The sequence below is a fragment of the Synechococcus sp. MU1651 genome, from assembly GCF_023630635.1.
Taxonomy (GTDB): domain Bacteria; phylum Cyanobacteriota; class Cyanobacteriia; order PCC-6307; family Cyanobiaceae; genus Parasynechococcus.
Genome location: NZ_JAKUHJ010000004.1, coordinates 99,819 through 117,966, shown reverse-complemented (window position 1 = coordinate 117,966; position 18,148 = coordinate 99,819). Strand labels below are relative to the sequence as shown.

At 62.4% G+C, this 18,148-nt stretch carries 22 protein-coding genes and 1 tRNA gene; 7 read left to right on the top strand and 16 right to left on the bottom strand.

The annotated features are described in order from the left end of the window. Positions 1-37 precede the first annotated feature (37 nt). Positions 38-214 carry a hypothetical protein gene (locus tag NCN05_RS05645; protein ID WP_006850012.1) on the top strand — a complete coding sequence of 59 codons (177 nt, stop codon included), beginning with the start codon at positions 38-40 and terminating at the stop codon, positions 212-214. 9 nt (positions 215-223) lie between these two features. Here NCN05_RS05645 and fabG read toward each other — a convergent pair whose 3' ends face one another. From fabG to NCN05_RS05630, 3 genes are read right to left on the bottom strand one after another with little or no spacing between them, the layout of a single operon-like run. Beyond that, positions 224-976, bottom strand: a complete 753-nt coding sequence (gene fabG / locus NCN05_RS05640) for a 3-oxoacyl-[acyl-carrier-protein] reductase (RefSeq protein WP_114988294.1) — start codon at positions 974-976, stop codon at positions 224-226. Between the two features lie 47 nt (positions 977-1,023). Further along, the gene (locus NCN05_RS05635; protein WP_115132167.1) at positions 1,024-2,079 is read right to left on the bottom strand and encodes a potassium channel family protein; all 1,056 of its coding nucleotides are present in this window, start codon (positions 2,077-2,079) and stop codon (positions 1,024-1,026) included. Positions 2,080-2,090: 11 nt separating this feature from the next. Continuing rightward, positions 2,091-2,924: a glycosyltransferase family 9 protein gene (locus NCN05_RS05630; RefSeq protein WP_250397332.1), complete on the bottom strand. Its 834-nt coding sequence runs from the start codon at positions 2,922-2,924 to the stop codon at positions 2,091-2,093. Positions 2,925-2,996: 72 nt separating this feature from the next. Between NCN05_RS05630 and ispD the strand changes: the two genes are divergently transcribed. Next, a complete protein-coding gene (ispD, locus tag NCN05_RS05625) occupies positions 2,997-3,677 on the top strand; it encodes a 2-C-methyl-D-erythritol 4-phosphate cytidylyltransferase (RefSeq protein ID WP_115081720.1) in 681 nt (226 codons plus the stop codon). Here ispD and NCN05_RS05620 read toward each other — a convergent pair. Then, complete coding sequence (locus NCN05_RS05620; protein ID WP_250397331.1) at positions 3,661-4,545, bottom strand: S66 peptidase family protein; 885 nt, start codon at positions 4,543-4,545, stop codon at positions 3,661-3,663. The two genes, ispD and NCN05_RS05620, sit on opposite strands and share 17 nt — an antisense overlap. After that, positions 4,545-5,438, bottom strand: a complete 894-nt coding sequence (locus NCN05_RS05615; RefSeq protein WP_250397330.1) for a 4-hydroxybenzoate polyprenyltransferase — start codon at positions 5,436-5,438, stop codon at positions 4,545-4,547. The genes NCN05_RS05620 and NCN05_RS05615 overlap by 1 nt, the downstream gene beginning before the upstream one ends. 87 nt (positions 5,439-5,525) lie before the next feature. On the opposite strand from NCN05_RS05615, the gene NCN05_RS05610 reads away from it, so the two are divergent. Further along, entirely contained in the window at positions 5,526-7,163 is a 1,638-nt protein-coding gene (locus NCN05_RS05610; RefSeq protein ID WP_250397380.1) for a Ppx/GppA phosphatase family protein, read from the top strand. On the opposite strand, the gene NCN05_RS05605 is transcribed toward NCN05_RS05610, so the two are convergent. From NCN05_RS05605 to petC, 6 genes are all read right to left on the bottom strand, one after another. Then, positions 7,147-7,923 carry a helix-turn-helix domain-containing protein gene (locus NCN05_RS05605; RefSeq protein WP_250397329.1) on the bottom strand — a complete coding sequence of 259 codons (777 nt, stop codon included), beginning with the start codon at positions 7,921-7,923 and terminating at the stop codon, positions 7,147-7,149. The two genes, NCN05_RS05610 and NCN05_RS05605, sit on opposite strands and share 17 nt — an antisense overlap. 90 nt (positions 7,924-8,013) lie before the next feature. After that, positions 8,014-8,085, bottom strand: a tRNA-Val gene (locus tag NCN05_RS05600). 25 nt (positions 8,086-8,110) lie between these two features. Further along, positions 8,111-8,872 carry a precorrin-4 C(11)-methyltransferase gene (cobM, locus tag NCN05_RS05595; protein WP_250397328.1) on the bottom strand — a complete coding sequence of 254 codons (762 nt, stop codon included), beginning with the start codon at positions 8,870-8,872 and terminating at the stop codon, positions 8,111-8,113. Next, positions 8,869-9,747: a prolipoprotein diacylglyceryl transferase gene (lgt, locus tag NCN05_RS05590; RefSeq protein WP_250397327.1), complete on the bottom strand. Its 879-nt coding sequence runs from the start codon at positions 9,745-9,747 to the stop codon at positions 8,869-8,871. The genes cobM and lgt overlap by 4 nt, the downstream gene beginning before the upstream one ends. A gap of 5 nt (positions 9,748-9,752) precedes the next feature. Beyond that, entirely contained in the window at positions 9,753-10,688 is a 936-nt protein-coding gene (petA, locus tag NCN05_RS05585) for a cytochrome f (protein ID WP_250397326.1), read from the bottom strand. A gap of 39 nt (positions 10,689-10,727) precedes the next feature. After that, complete coding sequence (gene petC, locus NCN05_RS05580; protein ID WP_006850760.1) at positions 10,728-11,264, bottom strand: cytochrome b6-f complex iron-sulfur subunit; 537 nt, start codon at positions 11,262-11,264, stop codon at positions 10,728-10,730. A gap of 47 nt (positions 11,265-11,311) precedes the next feature. Between petC and NCN05_RS05575 the strand changes: the two genes are divergently transcribed. Next, positions 11,312-11,728 (top strand): DUF3067 family protein, encoded by a 417-nt coding sequence (locus NCN05_RS05575; RefSeq protein ID WP_115081687.1) that lies wholly within the window; start codon positions 11,312-11,314, stop codon positions 11,726-11,728. On the opposite strand, the gene tatC is transcribed toward NCN05_RS05575, so the two are convergent. Together tatC and NCN05_RS05565 are read right to left on the bottom strand one after the other, a co-directional pair. Then, complete coding sequence (gene tatC / locus NCN05_RS05570; RefSeq protein ID WP_250397379.1) at positions 11,709-12,413, bottom strand: twin-arginine translocase subunit TatC; 705 nt, start codon at positions 12,411-12,413, stop codon at positions 11,709-11,711. The genes NCN05_RS05575 and tatC overlap by 20 nt on opposite strands. 125 nt (positions 12,414-12,538) lie before the next feature. Then, a complete protein-coding gene (locus NCN05_RS05565) occupies positions 12,539-14,218 on the bottom strand; it encodes an Rqc2 family fibronectin-binding protein (RefSeq protein WP_250397378.1) in 1,680 nt (559 codons plus the stop codon). An 86-nt stretch (positions 14,219-14,304) separates the two neighbouring features. Between NCN05_RS05565 and gmk the strand changes: the two genes are divergently transcribed. After that, positions 14,305-14,862 (top strand): guanylate kinase, encoded by a 558-nt coding sequence (gene gmk, locus NCN05_RS05560; RefSeq protein ID WP_250397377.1) that lies wholly within the window; start codon positions 14,305-14,307, stop codon positions 14,860-14,862. A gap of 112 nt (positions 14,863-14,974) precedes the next feature. On the opposite strand, the gene psaJ is transcribed toward gmk, so the two are convergent. Together psaJ and NCN05_RS05550 are read right to left on the bottom strand one after the other, a co-directional pair. After that, entirely contained in the window at positions 14,975-15,091 is a 117-nt protein-coding gene (psaJ, locus tag NCN05_RS05555) for a photosystem I reaction center subunit IX (RefSeq protein ID WP_006850741.1), read from the bottom strand. A gap of 32 nt (positions 15,092-15,123) precedes the next feature. After that, a complete protein-coding gene (locus NCN05_RS05550) occupies positions 15,124-15,600 on the bottom strand; it encodes a Photosystem I reaction center subunit III (protein WP_114988265.1) in 477 nt (158 codons plus the stop codon). A gap of 77 nt (positions 15,601-15,677) precedes the next feature. On the opposite strand from NCN05_RS05550, the gene tsaD reads away from it, so the two are divergent. Together tsaD and NCN05_RS05540 are read left to right on the top strand one after the other, a co-directional pair. Continuing rightward, a complete protein-coding gene (gene tsaD / locus NCN05_RS05545) occupies positions 15,678-16,751 on the top strand; it encodes a tRNA (adenosine(37)-N6)-threonylcarbamoyltransferase complex transferase subunit TsaD (protein ID WP_250397325.1) in 1,074 nt (357 codons plus the stop codon). Between the two features lie 41 nt (positions 16,752-16,792). Continuing rightward, the gene (locus NCN05_RS05540; RefSeq protein WP_115010387.1) at positions 16,793-16,969 is read left to right on the top strand and encodes a chlorophyll a/b-binding protein; all 177 of its coding nucleotides are present in this window, start codon (positions 16,793-16,795) and stop codon (positions 16,967-16,969) included. Here the strand turns inward: NCN05_RS05540 and NCN05_RS05535 are convergent, their stop codons facing one another. Further along, on the bottom strand, positions 16,970-18,139 hold the full coding sequence (locus NCN05_RS05535) for a type IV pilus twitching motility protein PilT (protein WP_250397324.1): 1,170 nt from the start codon (positions 18,137-18,139) through the stop codon (positions 16,970-16,972). Positions 18,140-18,148 lie beyond the last annotated feature (9 nt).

Genomic DNA, 18,148 nt, shown 5'->3' with positions numbered 1-18,148 from the left:
GGATGCCGCTCTCAAATGAACTGATTAGGGTCCGGTTATGGGTGAATCTGGAGCGCTCTTTTTTGTTCTGATGGCGGGGCTGGCCGGTTCGATGGCCCTGGTTTACGTGCCCCTGCGCATCTTTCTCACCGCCACTGCCCGCAGCCGTCGGTTACGCCTGCTTCAGCGCATCCGCCGCCTGCGGGATGAGTTGGCCCAACCTCTTGATTCCTGATCCTGAGGGTCAGGCCATCACCATGCCGCCATCCACCTGCAGCACCTGGCCTGTGATGTAGGCCGCGGCCGGGTCGGCGGCAAGGAAGCGCACGGCACCGGCCACTTGCTCCTGGGTGCCAAAGGTTCCCAGGGGGATGTCTTTGAGGATGGCCTCCGCATCGAGGTCCTTGGTCATGTCTGTGGCAATGAAACCCGGAGCCACAGCGTTCACGGTGATGCCACGGCTGGCGAGCTCTTTGGCGGTGCTGCGGGTGAGACCGATGACGCCCGCTTTGGCGGCGGCGTAGTTGGCCTGTCCTGCGTTGCCCATCAGCCCCACAACGGAGGTGATGTTGATGATCCGACCGCTCTTCTGTTTGAGCATCGGGCGTGCCACGGCTCGCGTGCAGAGGAACACACCACTGAGGTTGAGGTCGATCACCGATTGCCAATCGTCGGTTTTCATCCGCATCAGCAGGCCGTCCCGCGTGATGCCGGCGTTGTTCACCAACACATCCAAACGGCCGCTGCGCTCGAGCACCGTCTTGATCAGGCCATCCACCTCGGCTTCAACCGACACGTTGGCTTGCAGGGCATAGGCCTTGCCCCCAGCTGTGGTGATGGCGGCGACAACTTCATCGGCTGCGGCAGCGGAACTGGAGTAGTTCACAACCACCTCTGCACCGGCTTCGCCCAGGGCCAGGGCGATGGCCCGGCCGATGCCGCGACCTCCTCCCGTCACCAGGGCGGTCTGTCCGGCAAGAGAAGCGCTGGGAGACATGGAGGCACCGTTGATCGGAGGATCGTACGGAGCCGTCGTCATCCAACTCAACCCGGCATAGTTTCAATTGTGTCGACGGCCTCCCCAAGCAACGACTGAAATGTGGCGAGTTGGGTTTTGCTTCCAAGCACGATCAGGAGTTGTCCCGGCGCCATCTGGGTGTCGCCGCCTGGATTGGCGATCAGCTTTCCGTTCTCCCGGATTGCCAGCACCATGGCCCCGCTGCGACGCCCCAGCTCCAGTTCCGCCAGGCTGCGCCCACGGATCTCCATCAGGTGCCGAGGGTCGTGACTCAGCTGGAATTCCTCGATTTCATAGTCGGAACCCGCCAACAGCTCCATGAAGTTGAGGGCCAGTGGTCGCAGCGCCGAAGCGGCCATCACCCGACCACCAGCCACATAGGGACTGACCACCACCGTGGCGCCCGCCAGCCGCAGCTTTGAGGCGGCTTCATCGCTGTTGGCGCGGGCAATCAAGCGGCAATCCGGTCGTAGGTCCTTGGCGCTGAGGATCACGTACAGGTTGGAGGCATCGCTGGGCAGGGCTGCCACGAGGCTGCAGCAGCGTTCCAGACCTGCGTCCAGCAGGGTTTCATCGAGGGTTGCATCGGCCTGAAGCACCCAAAGGCCATTCTCGTCTGCCACGGCCTTTCGTTCTGGATCGGTTTCGATCACCACGAGGGGCACCGCGTCCCGTTGCAGTTGGGCTGCAATCTCCTGTCCGATCCGGCCGTAGCCGCAAAGAATCACGTGGTCGTGAAGGCCTTCCAGCATGCGGAGAAAGCGGAACTCCCGCAGTCTGCGGAAATATCCCGACTCCTTCAGCCCGAGAACGCGTTGGATGGCCAGTTGCACAACCACCAAGCCACCCACCACGATCAAGACGGTGACCAGGCGGCCTGGAGGTGAAAGCGGGGCGACTTCTCCAAAACCGATGGTGCTGATGGTGATCAGCACCATCCAGAGGCAATCGCCCCAGTCCCATCCCTCCGTGATCCGATAACCGAGGGCACCCGCGAAGATCACAGCACTGAGGGCACTGATGGGCCCCCGCCATGGAGCCGTGATCAGCTTCAGCTGTCCCCTTGCACGGCGACGCCTCATCGGACGTCTCCTCAGAAACCGAGGGCCGTCAGCACATCACTGCTCTGCAGCGTGGCGAGCTCCTGCGGGCGGCTGAGGCAGCGGATCTCCTGGCGCTCGGGAAGGTCTGCGGCCTCGGCTCCTAGGGCAACCAGTGGGGTTCCGCAATAGGTCGCCAGGCGCTGGGACACCGGGCAGCTGCTGAGCACGACATCGGCATTGGCCACCAAAGCCGCCCGTTTGGGCAGGCTGAGCTTGGCTGGCAGCACCATGCTGCGCAGCGCCGGTAGGCGGCTTTTGATCGTCTCAGGCAGCTGGTGCCATTCCGCTGCAGGCCAGTCATTCCCCTGGCCGGATGGCGACAGCAACAGCAGGGGGCCGTCACCGCTGGGCAGTGCTTCACGGGCTTCCTCAAGAGCCTCTGCCGCCAGGGGCAGGCGGAACTGATCGGCCTTGAGATCAAGGCCCAGGGCTTGAAGAAAGGGGTTGAGACGCTGCGCCGTCCAGCCTGCACCGACGCCGACCTGGTCGGTGCAGGCAAATCCCTCAACCGCCAACCGTTTGGGGATATGGCTCATCGACAGCATCAGATTCACCTGCTGCCCTTCAGCGAAGTTGATGCAGATCTGAAAGTCGGGTTCGCGCACACAACCGAGCAGGTTGGCCCAGTCCGCAAGGGTGGGGTTGGCCTCGAAGCTGAACGGCAACAGCTTGTCCAGGCACGGCAGAAGCTTCCATGGAGCTGCCTGCTGGGGGTCACAGGCCACCTGCAGGCTGGCGTTGAGCTTCTGGCAGATGTCGGCCAGAGCCGGTAGACGGTCCAGCTGGTCTTCGAGCGAACCCGGGCTCAGGGCAAGAACTCGCATGCAGCGCCGCCATCCATGGTGCGAGCTGATTGTATGGAGGTCGTTTACGCCTGTCTGGGGCAGGAGTCGATTGTGCATCTGTTGATTGCTGCGGCGGGAAGCGGTCGGCGCATGGGTGCGGATCGCAACAAGCTGCTGCTGCCGTTGGCTGGACGCCCCGTCATTGCCTGGACTCTGGAGGCGGCCCTGCGTTCCGAGCGGATCGAATGGATCGGGATCGTCGGCCAGGAGGTCGATCGAGAGGCCATCCTTGCGGTGCTGGATGCACCCAGCAAGCCGGTGCACTGGATCCAGGGCGGCAGCACGCGGCAGGAGTCGGTGCTTTGTGGTCTGGCGGGGTTGCCGGAGCAGGCTCGGCACGTCTTGATTCATGACGGAGCCCGCTGTTTGGCTGAACCGGAGTTGTTTGATCGCTGTGCAGCTGTAGTGGAGGCCGGCACGGCGCTGATTGCTGCAACGCCGGTGAGCGACACGATCAAGCGCGTGGGATCTGATGGTGTGATTTGTGAGACGCCGGATCGATCGGAGCTTTGGGCTGCGCAGACGCCGCAGGGCTTTGCCGTTGATCAGCTGCGTCGCGGCCACGCTGAGGCGGTTGCCCAGGGCTGGACGGTCACCGACGATGCGTCGTTGTACGAGCGTCTGGGGTGGCCTGTGCAGGTCTTGGATGCCGGCCCCGCCAACATCAAGGTCACCACACCGTTTGACCTCACCGTGGCGGAGGCAGTGCTCGCCCTCAGGTCAGCAGGCTGAGCCGGCCGTTTTCGCCGTCCAGGCGTGCCATCGCCCCCATGGGCAGGGCTGCGTTCCCGGATCGGTGACCAACGGGCAGGTCCATCACTCTGGGAATGCCGAGATCGGCCGTGCGTTCCTCAAGAACCTGCTCAAGGTTGAAGCTTTCGGAGGCGTCTCTGGTTTCATCGGCGCACCCTTCGAAATTGCCAAATGCCAGACCCGCCAGGCCCTGCAAGCTGCCATTCAGCCTCCACTGAGTGAGCATCCGATCAATGCGGTAAGGCGCTTCACCCACGTCCTCCAGCACCAGAACGGCTCCCTTGAGGGGGGGCACGAAACGGCTTCCCAACAGGTGGGTGGCCACGGTCAGATTGGCCACGAGCAGGGGACCGCTTCCCACCCCGCCGCCGCCACCCCGACCTTGTAGGTCAGGAATGGTGTTGCCGAAGAGCAGGTTGCGCAAGCGGTCACGGCTCCATTGCGGCTCCTCCGCAAGTGTTGTGAGCAAGGGGCCATGGATGCCCCCCGCAAACCCTGCTGCCTGGCGGGCCCAGAGCAGAGCTGTCACGTCGGAAAAGCCCAACAGCCAGCCGCTCTGCCAGCGGATGGGCTGCTCTAGCAGCCGAGCAGCGCCCCATCCACCGCGGGCACAGGCGAGCAGCGCTGCCGGTTCTGCCGGATGCAGATCGGCATGGCGCGTGTCATCGCGCCCTGCGAAGTAGCCCCAACGTCGGCTGGCCAAGGTCTGGGGTTGAACATCGAGGCCCCAGCTCTGCAGGACCGCAATGCCCTCCTGCAGCTTGATGTCGTCCTGCAGGGCTGAACTGGCGGCCACACAGGTCACACGGTCTCCAGTGCGGAGAGGAGGAGCCGGGGTGATGCGCATCAGGCTCCCCATCCCCTGGCCAGAACCAGGCCGAGCCAGAGCAGCGTCCCTGCCTGCACCTGCTGGGCAAAGTGCTTCCCATAGGTGCCCATGGAGGCATCCTTTTGGTTCAAGGGGTTGCAGCTGAGCTGCATGAAGACGGCGGCAAGCAACCAGAGAGGCCAGAACGGTGCTGGGATCTGAGCCGACCATGCCGCTATGGCAAGGGTGATGGCTGTCAGGAGGTAGCAGCCCCGAACCACAGGAACCACGCGGGATCCGAGGCTCAGGGCGCTGCTGCGCAGGCCGAGGCTGGCATCGTCACGTCGGTCGGCCATGGCATAGACCGTGTCGAAGCCGAAGGTCCAGACCACGGTTGCCAGCCAACTGCACACCAGGGCAGGACTCCCGCTCAAGGAGGCCGTTGCTGCGGCCCAGGGGATCAGCACCGCGAAGCCCCAGCACAGCGCCAAGACCGCCTGGGGGAAGGCGAACCACCGCTTTGCCGATGGATAGCCGAGGATCGGCAGCACGGCCGTGCAGGCCAAGGTGAGACAGAGCCCGAGGCTGGCGGCCGGCAGACTCAGCACAACAGCCAGGCTGAGGCCCAGCAAGATCAGCAGCAGAGCGAAGGCTGGCCCTCGCTGCAGCGCACCTCTGGCCAGAGGCCGATGTTGTGTGCGTTCCACCTGGCCGTCGAAGCGCTGGTCCCACAGGTCATTGGCGATGCAGCCTGCTCCGCTCACCGCAAGGCCCCCCAGCAGGATCTGCAGGATCAGCACAACACTGGGGGGAGCGCTTGGATTCAGCCAGAGGGCCCAGCCTGCTGGGATCAGCAGAATCAGCCGGCCGGTGGGTTTGTTCCAGCGGAGCAGTTCGATCCAGGGCTGAAGACGGGCAGAGCTGCTGATCACAATCAACGGGATTTGAAGAACCCTAGTCAGGGCCTGATGGCCTCGGCCGTCAGTGGCAGAGTGGATTTCATTGCCGCTCTGACGTTGATGCTGGATGCCAAGGCCCCAGCCCAGCCAACGGAACAGAACAACGGCGCGTCGCAGGCAGTGAACGCTGATCAGCGTCGGATCGCCGCCATCGATATCGGGACCAATTCCTTTCATCTTCTGGTGGCAGCCGTTGATCCGAAGCTGCGCACGTTTCGAATCATCCAGGCCGAAAAGGCCACCACGCGTCTGGGGGATCGTGATCCTGAGACCGGTGAGCTAACCGCGGCGGCGATGCAACGGGGGCTGGAAACCCTTCGCCAGTTCAGAGATCTCGCCGCCAGTCACCGGGTTGAGCAGATCGTCACAGCGGCGACGAGTGCCGTTCGAGAAGCACCCAATGGTCGCGATTTCCTCCAGACCATCCTCGACGATCTGGGGATGGAGGTGGATTTGGTCAGCGGCCCCGAGGAGGCACGGTTGATCTATCTGGGCGTCCTCTCAGGAATGCCGTTTGGAGACCGTCCGCATCTTCTGCTCGATATCGGCGGTGGCTCCACCGAACTGATCCTTGCCGATGGTCGTGATGCCCGCGCACTGACCAGCACCCGTGTGGGGGCTGTGCGACTCCAGCGGGACTTTGTTCGGGATGATCCGATGCCCCCTCAACGGCGGTCATTCCTGCAGGCCTTCATTCAGGGGTCGCTTGAACCTGCGGTCGACAAAGTGCGTCGCAGGATCAAACCCGGTGAAACTCCTGTTTTAGTAGCCACCAGCGGCACGGCGATGGCGATTGGCTCCCTTGCGGCGAGTGAAGAGGAGCGCCCACCCCGCAAATTGCATGGGTACCGCGTCACCCGGCAGAGCCTGAATCAGGTGGTTGATCGTTTGATCACGATGACCCCTGCGCAGCGACGGGAGTTGGCTCCTATCAACGATCGTCGGGCCGAAATCATCGTTCCCGGTGCGCTGATTCTGCAAACCACCATGAAGATGCTGGGTGTGGAGGAGTTCGTGCTCAGTGAGCGGGCGCTCAGGGAAGGTTTGATCGTTGATTGGATGCTTCGCCAGGGTCTTCTGGAAGACCGCTTCAGCTTTCAGAGCAGCATTCGGCAGCGCACTGTGCTCCATCAGGTGCAGCGCTTTGCGGTGAACCAGAGCAGGGCTGAACGGGTTGCCAGCCATGCCCTAAGCCTCTACGACGCCACGCGAGGCGTGATGCATGACGACAGTGGCGAAGGGCGTGAACTGCTTTGGGCTGCCGCCATGCTTCATACCTGTGGCCAGCACATCAACATCAGCGCTTACCACAAGCACACCTGGTACTTGATTCGTCATGGTGAGCTGCTGGGCTATTCCGAGGCGGAGCACTTGATGGTGGCGGCCATTGCCCGCTATCACCGCCGCAGCCTGCCGAAGAAACGCCATGAGTCCTGGCAGCTTGTGGCCACCCGAGACAACCGTCGTTGTGTTCATCAGATGGCCCTGCTGCTGCGCTTGGCCGCGGCTCTGGATCGCAGGCCTGAGCCGGTGATCTCAGCACTCCGCATTCATGCGGTGAAGGGAAGTCTGGATCTGGAGATCGTCCCTGAGCGGGTCAACCAGAACGTCAGCCTTGAACAGTGGAGTTTGGAAGGCTGCGCTGAGGTGGTGAAGGAGGCGGTTGGCGTGAATCTGCGCGTCAGGGTGCAGGGCTGAGCGGGATCCAGCGGATGTCATCCACAGCGCCAAGGGTGCGTGTCTCGGCGTCGGGAGAACTGAGCTGCACCAGATCAGGCCGGCCGGCGTAGATCTCCACCAGTTCGGGATTGTCAATCCTGCGCTCACCGTTCAGCAGCCCTTCGAATTCCACAACTCCCTCACGCCGTAGGGCGATCCAGCTGGGTTCGCTGCTGCTGATCGTGAGGCCCAGGTCTCCGGTTGGTGGCGCTGGAACGATGAGGGCATCGCGCTCATCTGCAACCTTGGTCACCTCCAGATCGGTTTCGCTTGGCTCAAGGGTTGGATTGGCAGGCTTCAACCCCTGGGCGAAGCGCATCAACTCGGAGGCGTTGCTCCACACAACAAAGCCAAGGCCAGCAAGCCCGGCGAGAGCCACGAGGGGAAGTGGATTGAATGTTCTCCGGTTCTGAGGAGCGATGCCCCGCGGTGTTGCCCCGGGAGTCGCCCGTTTGGGCGGTTTGGTGGTGAGGGGGCCGAGGGTTTGAACCATGGCATCAGCATCCAAACCGAGATGCGAACTGATCCGGCGCACCATGGCCTTGATGAACACGGGTTCAGGCAGTTCGGTTTGATCGCCCCGTTCCAGTGCTGCCAGTTGCTCCTCGCCCATGTGCAGCTGGCCGGCGAGCTGGTTCTGGCTCAGGCCCGCAGCAGCCCGTGCCTCGGCCAACTGTCGCCCTGCTTCAACCAGGCCCGTGGCTTTGCCCTGGTCGTCCGCAAGACGCCGCTCGTTCATCAATGGGTCGATCGACCTCGTTCAAAGCTGAACTTAGGCCGATCCAACAGTGCAGTCAGCACCAAAAGGATTAAATCCCATCAAAAAATATGGGCGATACTGGATTCGAACCAGTGACCCCTTCCGTGTGAAGGAAGTGCGCTACCACTGTGCTAATCGCCCGCACAAATCGATCTTAAACCACCGCCTATTGGGCTTTCGGACGGAACAGGTGGTCGTGGTCAGGCGAGTAAAGCCGTGAACGCTGAGGACCACCGGCAAGGGCCGGACTCACCACATAAAGCGTTGTGCGAATCAGATTGCGTTCCCGACTCACCGCAGCCATCTCCCTGAGAGGGACAACGGTGAGCATCTGATCAGGCCAGCTCACCCGATGTCCGATGGCCACGGGCGTGTCGGCGGGGTAGTGCTCCAGAAGGGTGGTTTGCACCTCTTCAACGTGTCGTGCACTCAGATAGATGCAAAGGCTGGCGCGCAAGGCGGCCAGCCGATCCAGCTGTTCCCGTTCCGGCACGCCGGTGCGACCCCCAGCGCGACTGAGAACAATGGTTTGCACCACGCCTGGAAGGGTGAGTTCGCTGGCGAGTCCGGCGGCTGCCGCTTGGTAGGCGCTGATCCCGGGAATCACTTCCACAGGGATTTCGGCGTCGCTCAGGGCGCAGATCTGTTCATTGATGGCGCTGTAGAGCGCCGTGTCTCCATCGTGGAGCCGCACCACCCGTTTGCCCTGGCGCTGCCGGTCGATAAGCAGCGGGATCAGCTCTTCGAGCGTGGTCGTGCTGGTGCGGATGCGTTCGCAATACGCCGGCGCGAGATCGGCGATGGCTGGACAGACCAGGGAATCCGTCCAGATCAGCACGTCGGCCTTGTTCAGACGGTCAGCCGCGCGAAGAGTGAGCAGGTCTGGAGCACCGGGGCCTGCGCCGACGAAACTGACAACGTGACTCAACTGCGTTGGCCTGATGGATCAGGCAGGGGTCGCTTCCGTTGATATAGCCACCAAAGCCCCAGTACGCCGAGCGCAACCAGGGTGCAACTCATCAATTGAGCGATGCGGATTCCCCCGTCGCAAGCCGGTGGAAGCGAACCGATGCAGAGAGGATCAATGCGCAGACCTTCGATCCAGACACGGCCAAGGCTGTAGCCCACCAAATACACACAACTCATGGCGCCCGATGGGAGCATCCCAGGAGTTTTGAGTCCGCGGCGAAAGAGCAGCATCAACAGTCCGAAGAGCAGCAGGTTCCAGATCGATTCGTAGAGGAACGTCGGGTGGAAAAATTCCGACGTGCTGTACATCACAGGGCGGCTCTGCGCCGGGATGAACAGCTTCCACGGCAGGTCAGTTGGAACCCCGAAGGCCTCGGAATTGAAGAAATTTCCCCAGCGACCGATGGCCTGTCCCAAGGCCACGGAGGGAACCAACACATCCAGCACATCCCAGAAGGGTTGCCGGCGCCAGCGGCAGAACAGGATCAGCGTGATTGTTCCCGCCAGCAAAGCACCGTGGATGGCGATCCCTCCTTCCCAGATGGCCAGGGCCTTGAGCGGGTTGGAGACGTAGTTGTGCCACTCGAAGGCCACGTAGTAGATCCGTGCTCCGATCACGGCAAACAGCACAAGCACGGGCAGGAGATCGCTGACCAGGCCGTTCTCCAGCTGTCGAAGCTTGGCCAGTCGGCTGGAGAGGTTCAGTCCAATCAAGACGGCTGTTGCAATCAGCAGCCCGTACCAACGCAGCGGAAGGAACCAGTTTTGGGTGTGAGGCAAAAATTCCCCTGGCGACTGGAAGGTCGCCAGGGGAAACAGGGCTTCAACAGCCATAGCAATCAGAAGTTGCCTTCAGCGGCCTGAACCTTTTCGATCTGCTTCTTCTTCAGCACCAGCATGATCTGAGCCAGAGCCACCGCTGCGAAGAAGGCGAGCAGGCCGTAGATCCGAACGGGGTTCTGCAGAACAATCTCTGCGTCCACTTGGCCGAAGCCGCCCACGTTGGGGTCGTTGGTCAGGGCAGCACCGGCTTCGATGCTGTCACCAACGCCGACCAGAACTTCAGGACCAACCGGAATGGTCTCGCTCACGCTGCTGCCGTCAGCAGCCTTGATGCTGACCACGCTGGCACCATTGTCGCCGGGTTCGATGGAGGCAATGGTGCCGCTGGCAGGAGCCGTGTAGACGGTGTTGTTGCTCTTCTCACCGGTGGGATACACCTGGCCACGGCCGCGGTTGCCACCCACGTGGATTTGGTACTTGCCGAAGTGGATGTTGCTGTCGGTGGCGGGATCAGGAGACAGCACAGGGAAGACGATCTCTTGGTGCTCATCACCAGGAATCGGTCCCACCAGCAGGATGTTGGGCTGGTCGTCGCTGTACTGGGTGAAGTAGACGCCTTCTGTTTCTTCCTTGATCTCGTCGGTCCAGCGGTCCTGAGGAGCCAGGGTGAAGCCATCAGGAAGCATCACAACGGCGCCCACCTGCAGGCCCACATCGCTGCCGTCCGCACCGATTTCCTGCAGGCCCTTTTCGTAAGGAACCTTGACGCTGGCGGTGAAGACGCTGTCGGGGAGGACCGATTGAGGAACTTCAGCCTGGGTCAGCTTTTTGGCCAGGTGGCAGTTGGCGCAAACAATCTTGCCGGTAGCTTCCCTGGGGCTGTCGTAGTTCTGTTGAGCCCAGAAGGGATATGCCCAGCTGGCAGCCGGAGCGATCAGCAGAGCCAGTCCGATGACCAGCGATCCAAGGAAAAGCGAGAGGTGACGACGCATGGGACGGTGAGGGGGATGCAGGCGTAGGGAAGGAAGAAATCAGGCCCACCAGGGCTTATCACCAGTTCGGAAGTCGGTCTCGGTCCACTGGCTCACGAACACGTTGTCGTTCTCCACGCTGACGTTCGCCAGGGCCAGGGAGAGAGGGGCAGGGCCACGGACCACTTTGCCGGTGGCGTCGTACTGACTGCCATGACAGGGGCACATGAACTTGTTGGCGCCGCTGTTCCAGGGAACAACGCAACCGAGGTGGGTGCAGATGGCGTTGATGCCGTAGCTGCCGATGGCGTCTTCGCCTTCAACGATCAAATAGGTGGGATCGCCTTTGAGGCCCTGCACCAGGCTGCGATCGCCCTCGGGGTGGCTGGAGAGCCAGCCGCTGGCTGTGATCGGGTTGCCCAGCTCATCCTTGGCGCTGGTGCCACCGCCACTGCCAGCGGCCTTGGGGGGGATGAAGTAATTCGCCACCGGGTAGAGGGCTCCCAGGGCCACACCGGTGACAGAGCCGAACGTCAGCAGATTCATGAACTGCCGACGACCCATTCCGGGCACATCGCTCGAGGAGAGTTGGGTCATGGCGGACGTTCATCCAGCTCGGATTGGCGACCATTATGGATGCTTAAGTGCCTGTCAAGCTTTGCAACGACAGGCGTCTACCTGCCCCTGCCGCCCCTGCTTCTGTGCTTGATATCGCCAACGCCGTGCCCGAGCCGCCGCTCAGTGTTGACGAGGTGATGGCCTGTCTACGCCAGCGCTGGCGGGCGACTTACGACCTTCAGCTGGTGGTTCGACGCCGTCGTTTGTACCTCCAGGTGATGTGGGCCTATCTCGAGCAACAGTCGTTCCCGATGGACCTTGAGGCCTATCGGCAGCATCTCGGTGAGGTGCTGGATGTTGTGAATCGTCTTGGTTTGGCGGGTGAGGTGCGCCAATGGCTCGGTTCCACCCGTGACAAACCCCGTCTTGGTAAGGCGTTGAGTCTTCCGCTGGAGGCGACAGGGCCGGAGGCGGAAACGCTGATCAAGGAGTTTCTGGTCTGAGGGATTCGGTCAGGGCCACCAGGCCGACGCCGATCAGGAACAGTGCCGTGATCGCTCCAGCCAGCAGCAGCATCGTGATCGGATCGGTGGATGGCGTAAGCACAGCTCCAGCCAGGGCTGAACCCAGCACAACCCAGCGCCAGGCCCCAAGCATCGGCCGCCAGCGCACCAGCCCCAGGGCCCCGAGGAGCAGTTGCAGAACAGGGAGCTGAAACGCCAGCCCGGTGGCCAGCATCAGCAGCAGAACAAAATCCAGATAACGCTCGATCGACCAGAGCGGCTCCACCACATCGGCGCCGTAGCTCACCAGAAAACGAAGGGCGGCTGGCACCAGGGCCCACCAGGCAAAGGCCAGGCCCGCCATGAACAGAACCGCGGAGCCGGCGACGGCAGGGGCGATCAGGCGTCGTTCGCGGATCGTCAGGCCCGGCAGCACAAAGGCCAGGATCTGAAACAGCACATAGGGCAGGGCCAGGGTGAGGCCGGCGTAGCCGGCCACCTTCAGCGAGACGAATAAAAACTCTCCCGGTGCCAGTTGAAGGAAATGAATTCCGCTTGCTGGCGCTTCCAGCAGTCGCACCAGAGGTTTAACCCCCAGCAGGCAGGTCAGCGCTGCAACAACAACGGCCAGCAAGCTGCGCAGAACCCGTTGACGCAGTTCCTCCAGGTGATCCACCAGAGGCATCTCCACCTCATTCGGCAGATCTGCATCGCCAGGTGCCCTCCCAATGCGAATGGGCGGTGGTGGCTGCAGAGCTGGGGGACCTTCGGGGCGCTCAGACACGGACGCAGGGCGGGCGGCGCAACAGGTCAGCCCGAATGTGGGCTCAGGCTAGGGGCAAGCAGCCGCTCTTCCGCGCCCTGGGGATCCCCCCAGCGGATTTCAGCTTGTCCATGGCGCACGGTGCCCGGGCCGGCACCGGGAATGCGCTGCAGCTGATCGGTGGGCACCATCACCACCGCCACCCGCGTGTTGCCCCGCGCGCGGCTGAAATAGGCCGCCAGATCCGTTGCCATCGCCAGGTCGGATTCCTCGGCCAGCCCGTTGGAGCTCTTCAACACCACGTGACTGCCTGGGCATTCCTGGGCGTGAAACCAGAGGTCACCACTGCGGGCCTGGCGCAGCGAGATCCAGTCGTTCTGGCGGTGATTCCGCCCCACCTGCACCTTGAGACCTCCGGGAGTGTTCAGTTCCAGCGGCTTGGGCTGGTCCCGTTGACGCTGCTGTCGCGTGCTGCGACGGCGTTCCTTGGGCTGTAACAGCTCATCAAGTTCCTCCCGCAGATCATTCAGGGCGGCGAGGCGCGCCGGGCCGTCCTGCCAGGTGGCGCCCAGTTGATCTTCGATGAAGGTTTCGCTCGCGTTGATCAGCTCAAGCCGTTGCTGATGGTGCTCCAGCCGCTGCTCAAGGATCGGGCGCGATCTCCGCAGTTTTTTGGCCCTGCGATAGAGCGACTGGGCTTCATCGACCTGGTCGCGGCTTGGGTTTCCGAGGCAGAGGAGAGCATCCGCCTGGCGTTGAAGAGCCTCGTGCCCTTCGGTGGCCTTCAGGCGCTGGTGTTGGTCCTGCTGGGCTGCCTGTTCTTTGCTGCGCCAACGCTCCAGGCGTTGACGCAGATCTTGGCTGACCCGTGCCAGGGCCCGTTGCTCTTGGGATTGCTGGTGCAGGGATCCCAGGGTGAGCGCCAGAGCGGGCTGTGGATGCACTTCACCCTGGGGAGACCCCCAGACCCGGTAACGACCGTCGTTCTCCACCACCAGGGCGAACTGCTCACGCTCGAGCTGGTCCAACCAGAGGGACCAGCGTTCAAACAGGTGGCACCAGTGGCGTGCATCCAGGCTGTCCACCGGGGTGTTCAGATGGTCGCCGGCGAGCTGTAGAGCAAGGGCTGGGCTGATCCCCTGATAGGTCTGCTGCAGGGCCTTGCGCAGGGCGATCGGAACGAGAGAGAGCCGCTCCTTCCAGCGTTCAAAGCCCTCCGTTGGATCCGGTGCCAACCCCTGCAGCATCGGGGGTGGGCTATAGGAATCACCTGTGGAGAGAGGGCGCACGCGGGACTGATGGTCCCGGACCTGTCGCCCCAGGGCAATGATCCGGCGCTGCTCATCCAGCAGCAGCAGGTTGCTGTGCCGTCCCATCAGCTCCAGCACGAGCACCCGCTGGATCGGTTCCCCAGGGCGTTGGGCAAACCGGAATTCCACCACCCGTTCAAAACCGCTCTGGTGGAGCTCCACCAGAGCCAGCTGGCGGAGGCTGTGTTGCAACTGTTGGGCGAAGGTGCTGCCGCTGCCGCTGCGCGGGGGAGGGTTGACCTCCACCAGCCGAGGGGCCTCGGCTTGCCAGCTCAGTTCCAGCCACACCATCCCCTTGAGGCTGCGGCATCCCAGTTGAATCGTTGCCGGGTCCGGTTGTTGGGCCTTCTCGAAGCGGCTGGGCACCAGCTTTGGGCGCAGATCCCAGAGCACCGCGCGCAGCGTGGTGAGATCCATTGGCTGCAGGCTGGTGGAGGCGATCACCTGGAGCACCGGGTGGGGCGTTGGGGCTTCCTACTCTGCTGACCCACGCAGACGCCGCGATGTCCACCAGTGGAAAGCTCACCTTGATCACCGGCCCCAGTGGAGTCGGCAAGGGAACGCTGGTGAACCAGCTGCTGGAACGGCACCCCCAGATCTGGCTGTCGGTGTCGGCCACCACCCGTTCTCCGCGCCAGGGTGAGCAGGACGGCATCAACTACTTCTTCCACAGCCGTGCGGGGTTTGAGGCCTTGGTGGAGCAGGGAGGTTTTCTCGAGTGGGCGGAATTCGCGGGGAATTGCTATGGCACCCCCCGAGGTCCTGTGGAAGAACAGATGGCGGCGGGGCGCCCCGTGCTTCTGGAGATTGAGTTGGAAGGTGCCCGCCAGGTGCGTCGCAGTTTTCCGGACGGTTTTCAGATTTTTCTGGCTCCCCCCAGCTTTGAAGAATTGGAGCGCCGGATCCGTGGGCGCGGAACCGATGCGGAGGATGCCATTCAGCGCCGCTTGACTCGCGCTCGAGAGGAGCTCGAAGCCCAACAGGAATTTGATGCTGTTGTGATCAATGACGATCTCGAAGCAGCGTTGAACCAGGTGGAGACGCTGATGGGGCTGGGATAACGCGGAGCTGCTTTTTCAACGCTGATCGTCGCAACCCTGACTTTCGCAATGGGGGCAGGCACAAAAAAAGGGAACCCGAAGGTTCCCTTGCCTCTAGAAAATCAACCCAGATTCACATCGGGTGGAAGAGAAGATCGGGGAAGAAGCGGTTCCACTCGATCAGGATTCCTGCGGTGGCGGTGAACCAAATGGCTGCAACCACTGGAGCTGCGGTCAGAAACTTGTTCATTGTTGAGGGAGCAATGGTTGAAGTCGTTTGAATCAGCGTGGTGAAACAGTCACCTTGCTGTCGTCTTCGAGCAGCTTGCCGCTGGTGAATTCACCGAAGGCAGCCAGAGGCCAGGTGGCAGCAGCCAGAAGGCTCTTGATGGCGATGCTGCGATCGATGAAGATTTCGTACTGGGCAGCATTCTTGCCACGAGTTGCTTTCAGGTACTCACGACCGGCCCAGCCAATGCAGCCGGCGACGTACAGGAACATGATTCCGGGATACACAAAATCACCGGCGTGGCTCCAGCGGCCATCGACGATCAGGTGAGGAAGGCCATCCTCACCACAGGAGGCCTGGCTGTACATCTCGAAGCGAGCTTTGGCCTGAGGCGTGGTGGCAGCGGCAGCACGCTGCTGGAAGCGGGCGCTTTCTGAGCAGGGGGTGAGGCCAGCCACATCCGCCTTGGCGACGGGGGCGAAGCCGAACACCAGGAGTGCTGAAAGCACGACGGCGAAGAGACGACGCATCGGAACAATTCCTCTGAACGGTGCCCCGAAAGGGCAAGATGTCACAAGTCGGACAGTAGGGGAGGCGCATCGCTTCGATGCATGTAGTGCTTGCCCTCGAAACAAGTTGTGACGAGTCCGCTGCAGCGGTCCTGCGCCGTCACGCGGATGGGCGAATTGACGTTCTGGCGTCGCGGATTGCATCTCAGGTTGAAGAGCATGCCCGTTGGGGTGGTGTTGTGCCTGAAATCGCTTCGCGCCGCCACGTTGAGGCCCTGCCGGGGTTGGTGGAGGCCGTTGTTGACGAGGCGGGTGTCGCTCTGGGGCAGCTGGATGCCATCGCGGCCACGATCACTCCAGGTCTGGCCGGGGCTCTGATGGTGGCCTCGGTGACGGGCCGCACCCTTGCTGCTCTGCATCAGCGCCCCTTTCTCGGTGTTCATCACCTGGAGGGCCATCTGGCTTCGGTGATGCTTGGAGATGCCCCACCGAAGGCTCCTTATCTGGTGTTGCTTGTGAGCGGGGGCCACACGGAGCTGATCCTGGTGGCTGACGACGGCGGGATGACGCGGCTCGGCCGAAGCCATGACGATGCCGCTGGAGAAGCTTTCGACAAGGTGGCCCGCCTGCTTGGTCTGGGATACCCCGGAGGCCCTGCCATCCAGGCTGTAGCCGAAACGGGTGATGCAACGCGCTTTCGCCTGCCCAAGGGGCGGATTTCATTGCCGGGCGGCGGTTTTCACCCCTACGACTTTTCCTTCAGTGGTCTGAAGACCGCCATGCTCCGCACTGTGGAAACTTTGCGGCAAAACCCTGATCCGCTGCCTCTTGCCGACCTGGCGGCCAGTTTTGAACAGGTGGTGGCCGATGTTTTGGTGCAGCGCAGTCTTCGCTGTGCTGAAGACCATGGTGTTCAGCAACTGGTGATGGTTGGGGGCGTCGCAGCGAACCGTCGCTTGCGCCAGAGCATGCTCCAACAGGGGAAGCAGCGGGGCATAGCGGTCTCCATCGCTCCCCTGGCCTTCTGCACCGACAACGCCGCCATGATCGGAGCTGCGGCCCTGCTGCGTCTGGGCCAGAACACGGAATGCACGTCTCTTGAATCCGGGGTTGCAGCTCGCTGGCCCTTGGATCAGGCCAATGCGCTTTACACACCAGACCCACCTTTTTAGGAAGCCTTTAGGCTTGAAGGGCGCTGCTCGGTCTCTGCGTGGTGGACCAACCGGAAACCAGGTCAGATGCTCCGGAACCCGTGGAGGCTGATGAGCTGAACGCCTGGAAGCGTGGCTTCACTCCACAGGCCGAAATCTGGAACGGCCGTTTGGCGATGATCGGCCTCTCCGCAGGGATCGCTGTTGTTCTTTTGGTGCGTGTGTTCAGCGGTGGCTGATCAGCTTCGGCCCCGCAGGGCCTGAGCCAGTTCGTTGGGTTTGAGGCTGACGGCAACCGCTTGATCACCGTCAATGCGACCCGACTCCACCAGGGCCAGCAGCGATTGATTGGTGGTCACCATCCCATCGAATCCGCTGCGCTCCATGATCTCCTCCACCTCATCGAGAGCCCCCCGCTGGATGTAGTCCTTGCAGGCGTCGGTGTTGATCAGGATGTCGTGAAACGCAGCCCGTTTTGCATCTGTTGTCTTGATCAATCCCTGGGCGATCACCCCCAGCAGCGATTCGGACAACGAACGGCGAACACTCTCCTGCTCTTCAGGCGGATACATGCCGAGAACCCGTTCCACGGTCTTCACCGCTGAATTGGTGTGCAGCGTTCCGAACACCAGGTGGCCGGTCTGGGCCGCTTCCAGGGCCGTGGAAAGGGTTTCCTGATCCCGGATTTCGCCCACCAGAATCACATCTGGGTCTTCCCGCAGAGCAGCCCTCAGGGCGTTGTGGAATCTGAGGGTGTGCAACCCCACTTCCCGGTGCCGAATGAGGGACTTGCGGCTCTCGTGCACGAACTCGACGGGATCCTCGATCGTGAGGATGTGGCGTGCCTCGTTGCGGTTGATCCAATCGATCATGGCCGCCAGGGTTGTGCTTTTGCCGGAGCCTGTCGGACCGGTCACCAGGATCAGTCCCTTCGGACGGGCCGCGAGGCTCTCCAGCACGCTGGGGAGATTCAGCTGCTCCATGGTGAGGATCGTCTGCGGAATCAGGCGCAGCACCATCGCCGGGCCCCGCAGGGAATCCATCAGGTTGATGCGCACGCGCACGAAGGGGAAGGCATGGGAGCCGTCAAATTCCTTGTCGCGGTTGAAGCCATCGATCTGCTGTGGCGTCAGGATTTCCTGGAGCCATCCCTGAAAGACCTCGGCGCGGGTGACCGGCCAATCCGTGCCCTGCATGTCTCCCCGGGCCCGGTAGCGCGGCACTTCCCCAACCCCCAGGTGGACATCGGAATGGCCGGCATCATGGGCGATGCGCACGATCTCTTCGAGGCTTGGAGAGCCATCTGCAGCGGATCGGGGTGCCGGGTTGTGACCCTCCCGAAGTCCTTCTGGGCTACGGGATGCGGTTGGGCGCGGCGGGAAGCTGGGGGGGAAAACCGGCTGAGCCACATTGATGGC

Coding starts and splice junctions, on each gene's coding strand:
- NCN05_RS05645 (WP_006850012.1), top strand. CDS start 38: ATGGGTGAATCTGGAGCGCTCTTTTTTGTTCTGATGGCGGGGCTGGCC.
- fabG (WP_114988294.1), bottom strand. CDS start 976: ATGTCTCCCAGCGCTTCTCTTGCCGGACAGACCGCCCTGGTGACGGGA.
- NCN05_RS05635 (WP_115132167.1), bottom strand. CDS start 2,079: ATGAGGCGTCGCCGTGCAAGGGGACAGCTGAAGCTGATCACGGCTCCA.
- NCN05_RS05630 (WP_250397332.1), bottom strand. CDS start 2,924: ATGCGAGTTCTTGCCCTGAGCCCGGGTTCGCTCGAAGACCAGCTGGAC.
- NCN05_RS05620 (WP_250397331.1), bottom strand. CDS start 4,545: ATGCGCATCACCCCGGCTCCTCCTCTCCGCACTGGAGACCGTGTGACC.
- NCN05_RS05610 (WP_250397380.1), top strand. CDS start 5,526: ATGCTGGATGCCAAGGCCCCAGCCCAGCCAACGGAACAGAACAACGGC.
- NCN05_RS05605 (WP_250397329.1), bottom strand. CDS start 7,923: ATGAACGAGCGGCGTCTTGCGGACGACCAGGGCAAAGCCACGGGCCTG.
- lgt (WP_250397327.1), bottom strand. CDS start 9,747: ATGGCTGTTGAAGCCCTGTTTCCCCTGGCGACCTTCCAGTCGCCAGGG.
- petA (WP_250397326.1), bottom strand. CDS start 10,688: ATGCGTCGTCACCTCTCGCTTTTCCTTGGATCGCTGGTCATCGGACTG.
- petC (WP_006850760.1), bottom strand. CDS start 11,264: ATGACCCAACTCTCCTCGAGCGATGTGCCCGGAATGGGTCGTCGGCAG.
- tatC (WP_250397379.1), bottom strand. CDS start 12,413: ATGCCTCTGGTGGATCACCTGGAGGAACTGCGTCAACGGGTTCTGCGC.
- NCN05_RS05565 (WP_250397378.1), bottom strand. CDS start 14,218: ATGGATCTCACCACGCTGCGCGCGGTGCTCTGGGATCTGCGCCCAAAG.
- gmk (WP_250397377.1), top strand. CDS start 14,305: ATGTCCACCAGTGGAAAGCTCACCTTGATCACCGGCCCCAGTGGAGTC.
- psaJ (WP_006850741.1), bottom strand. CDS start 15,091: ATGAACAAGTTTCTGACCGCAGCTCCAGTGGTTGCAGCCATTTGGTTC.
- NCN05_RS05550 (WP_114988265.1), bottom strand. CDS start 15,600: ATGCGTCGTCTCTTCGCCGTCGTGCTTTCAGCACTCCTGGTGTTCGGC.
- tsaD (WP_250397325.1), top strand. CDS start 15,678: ATGCATGTAGTGCTTGCCCTCGAAACAAGTTGTGACGAGTCCGCTGCA.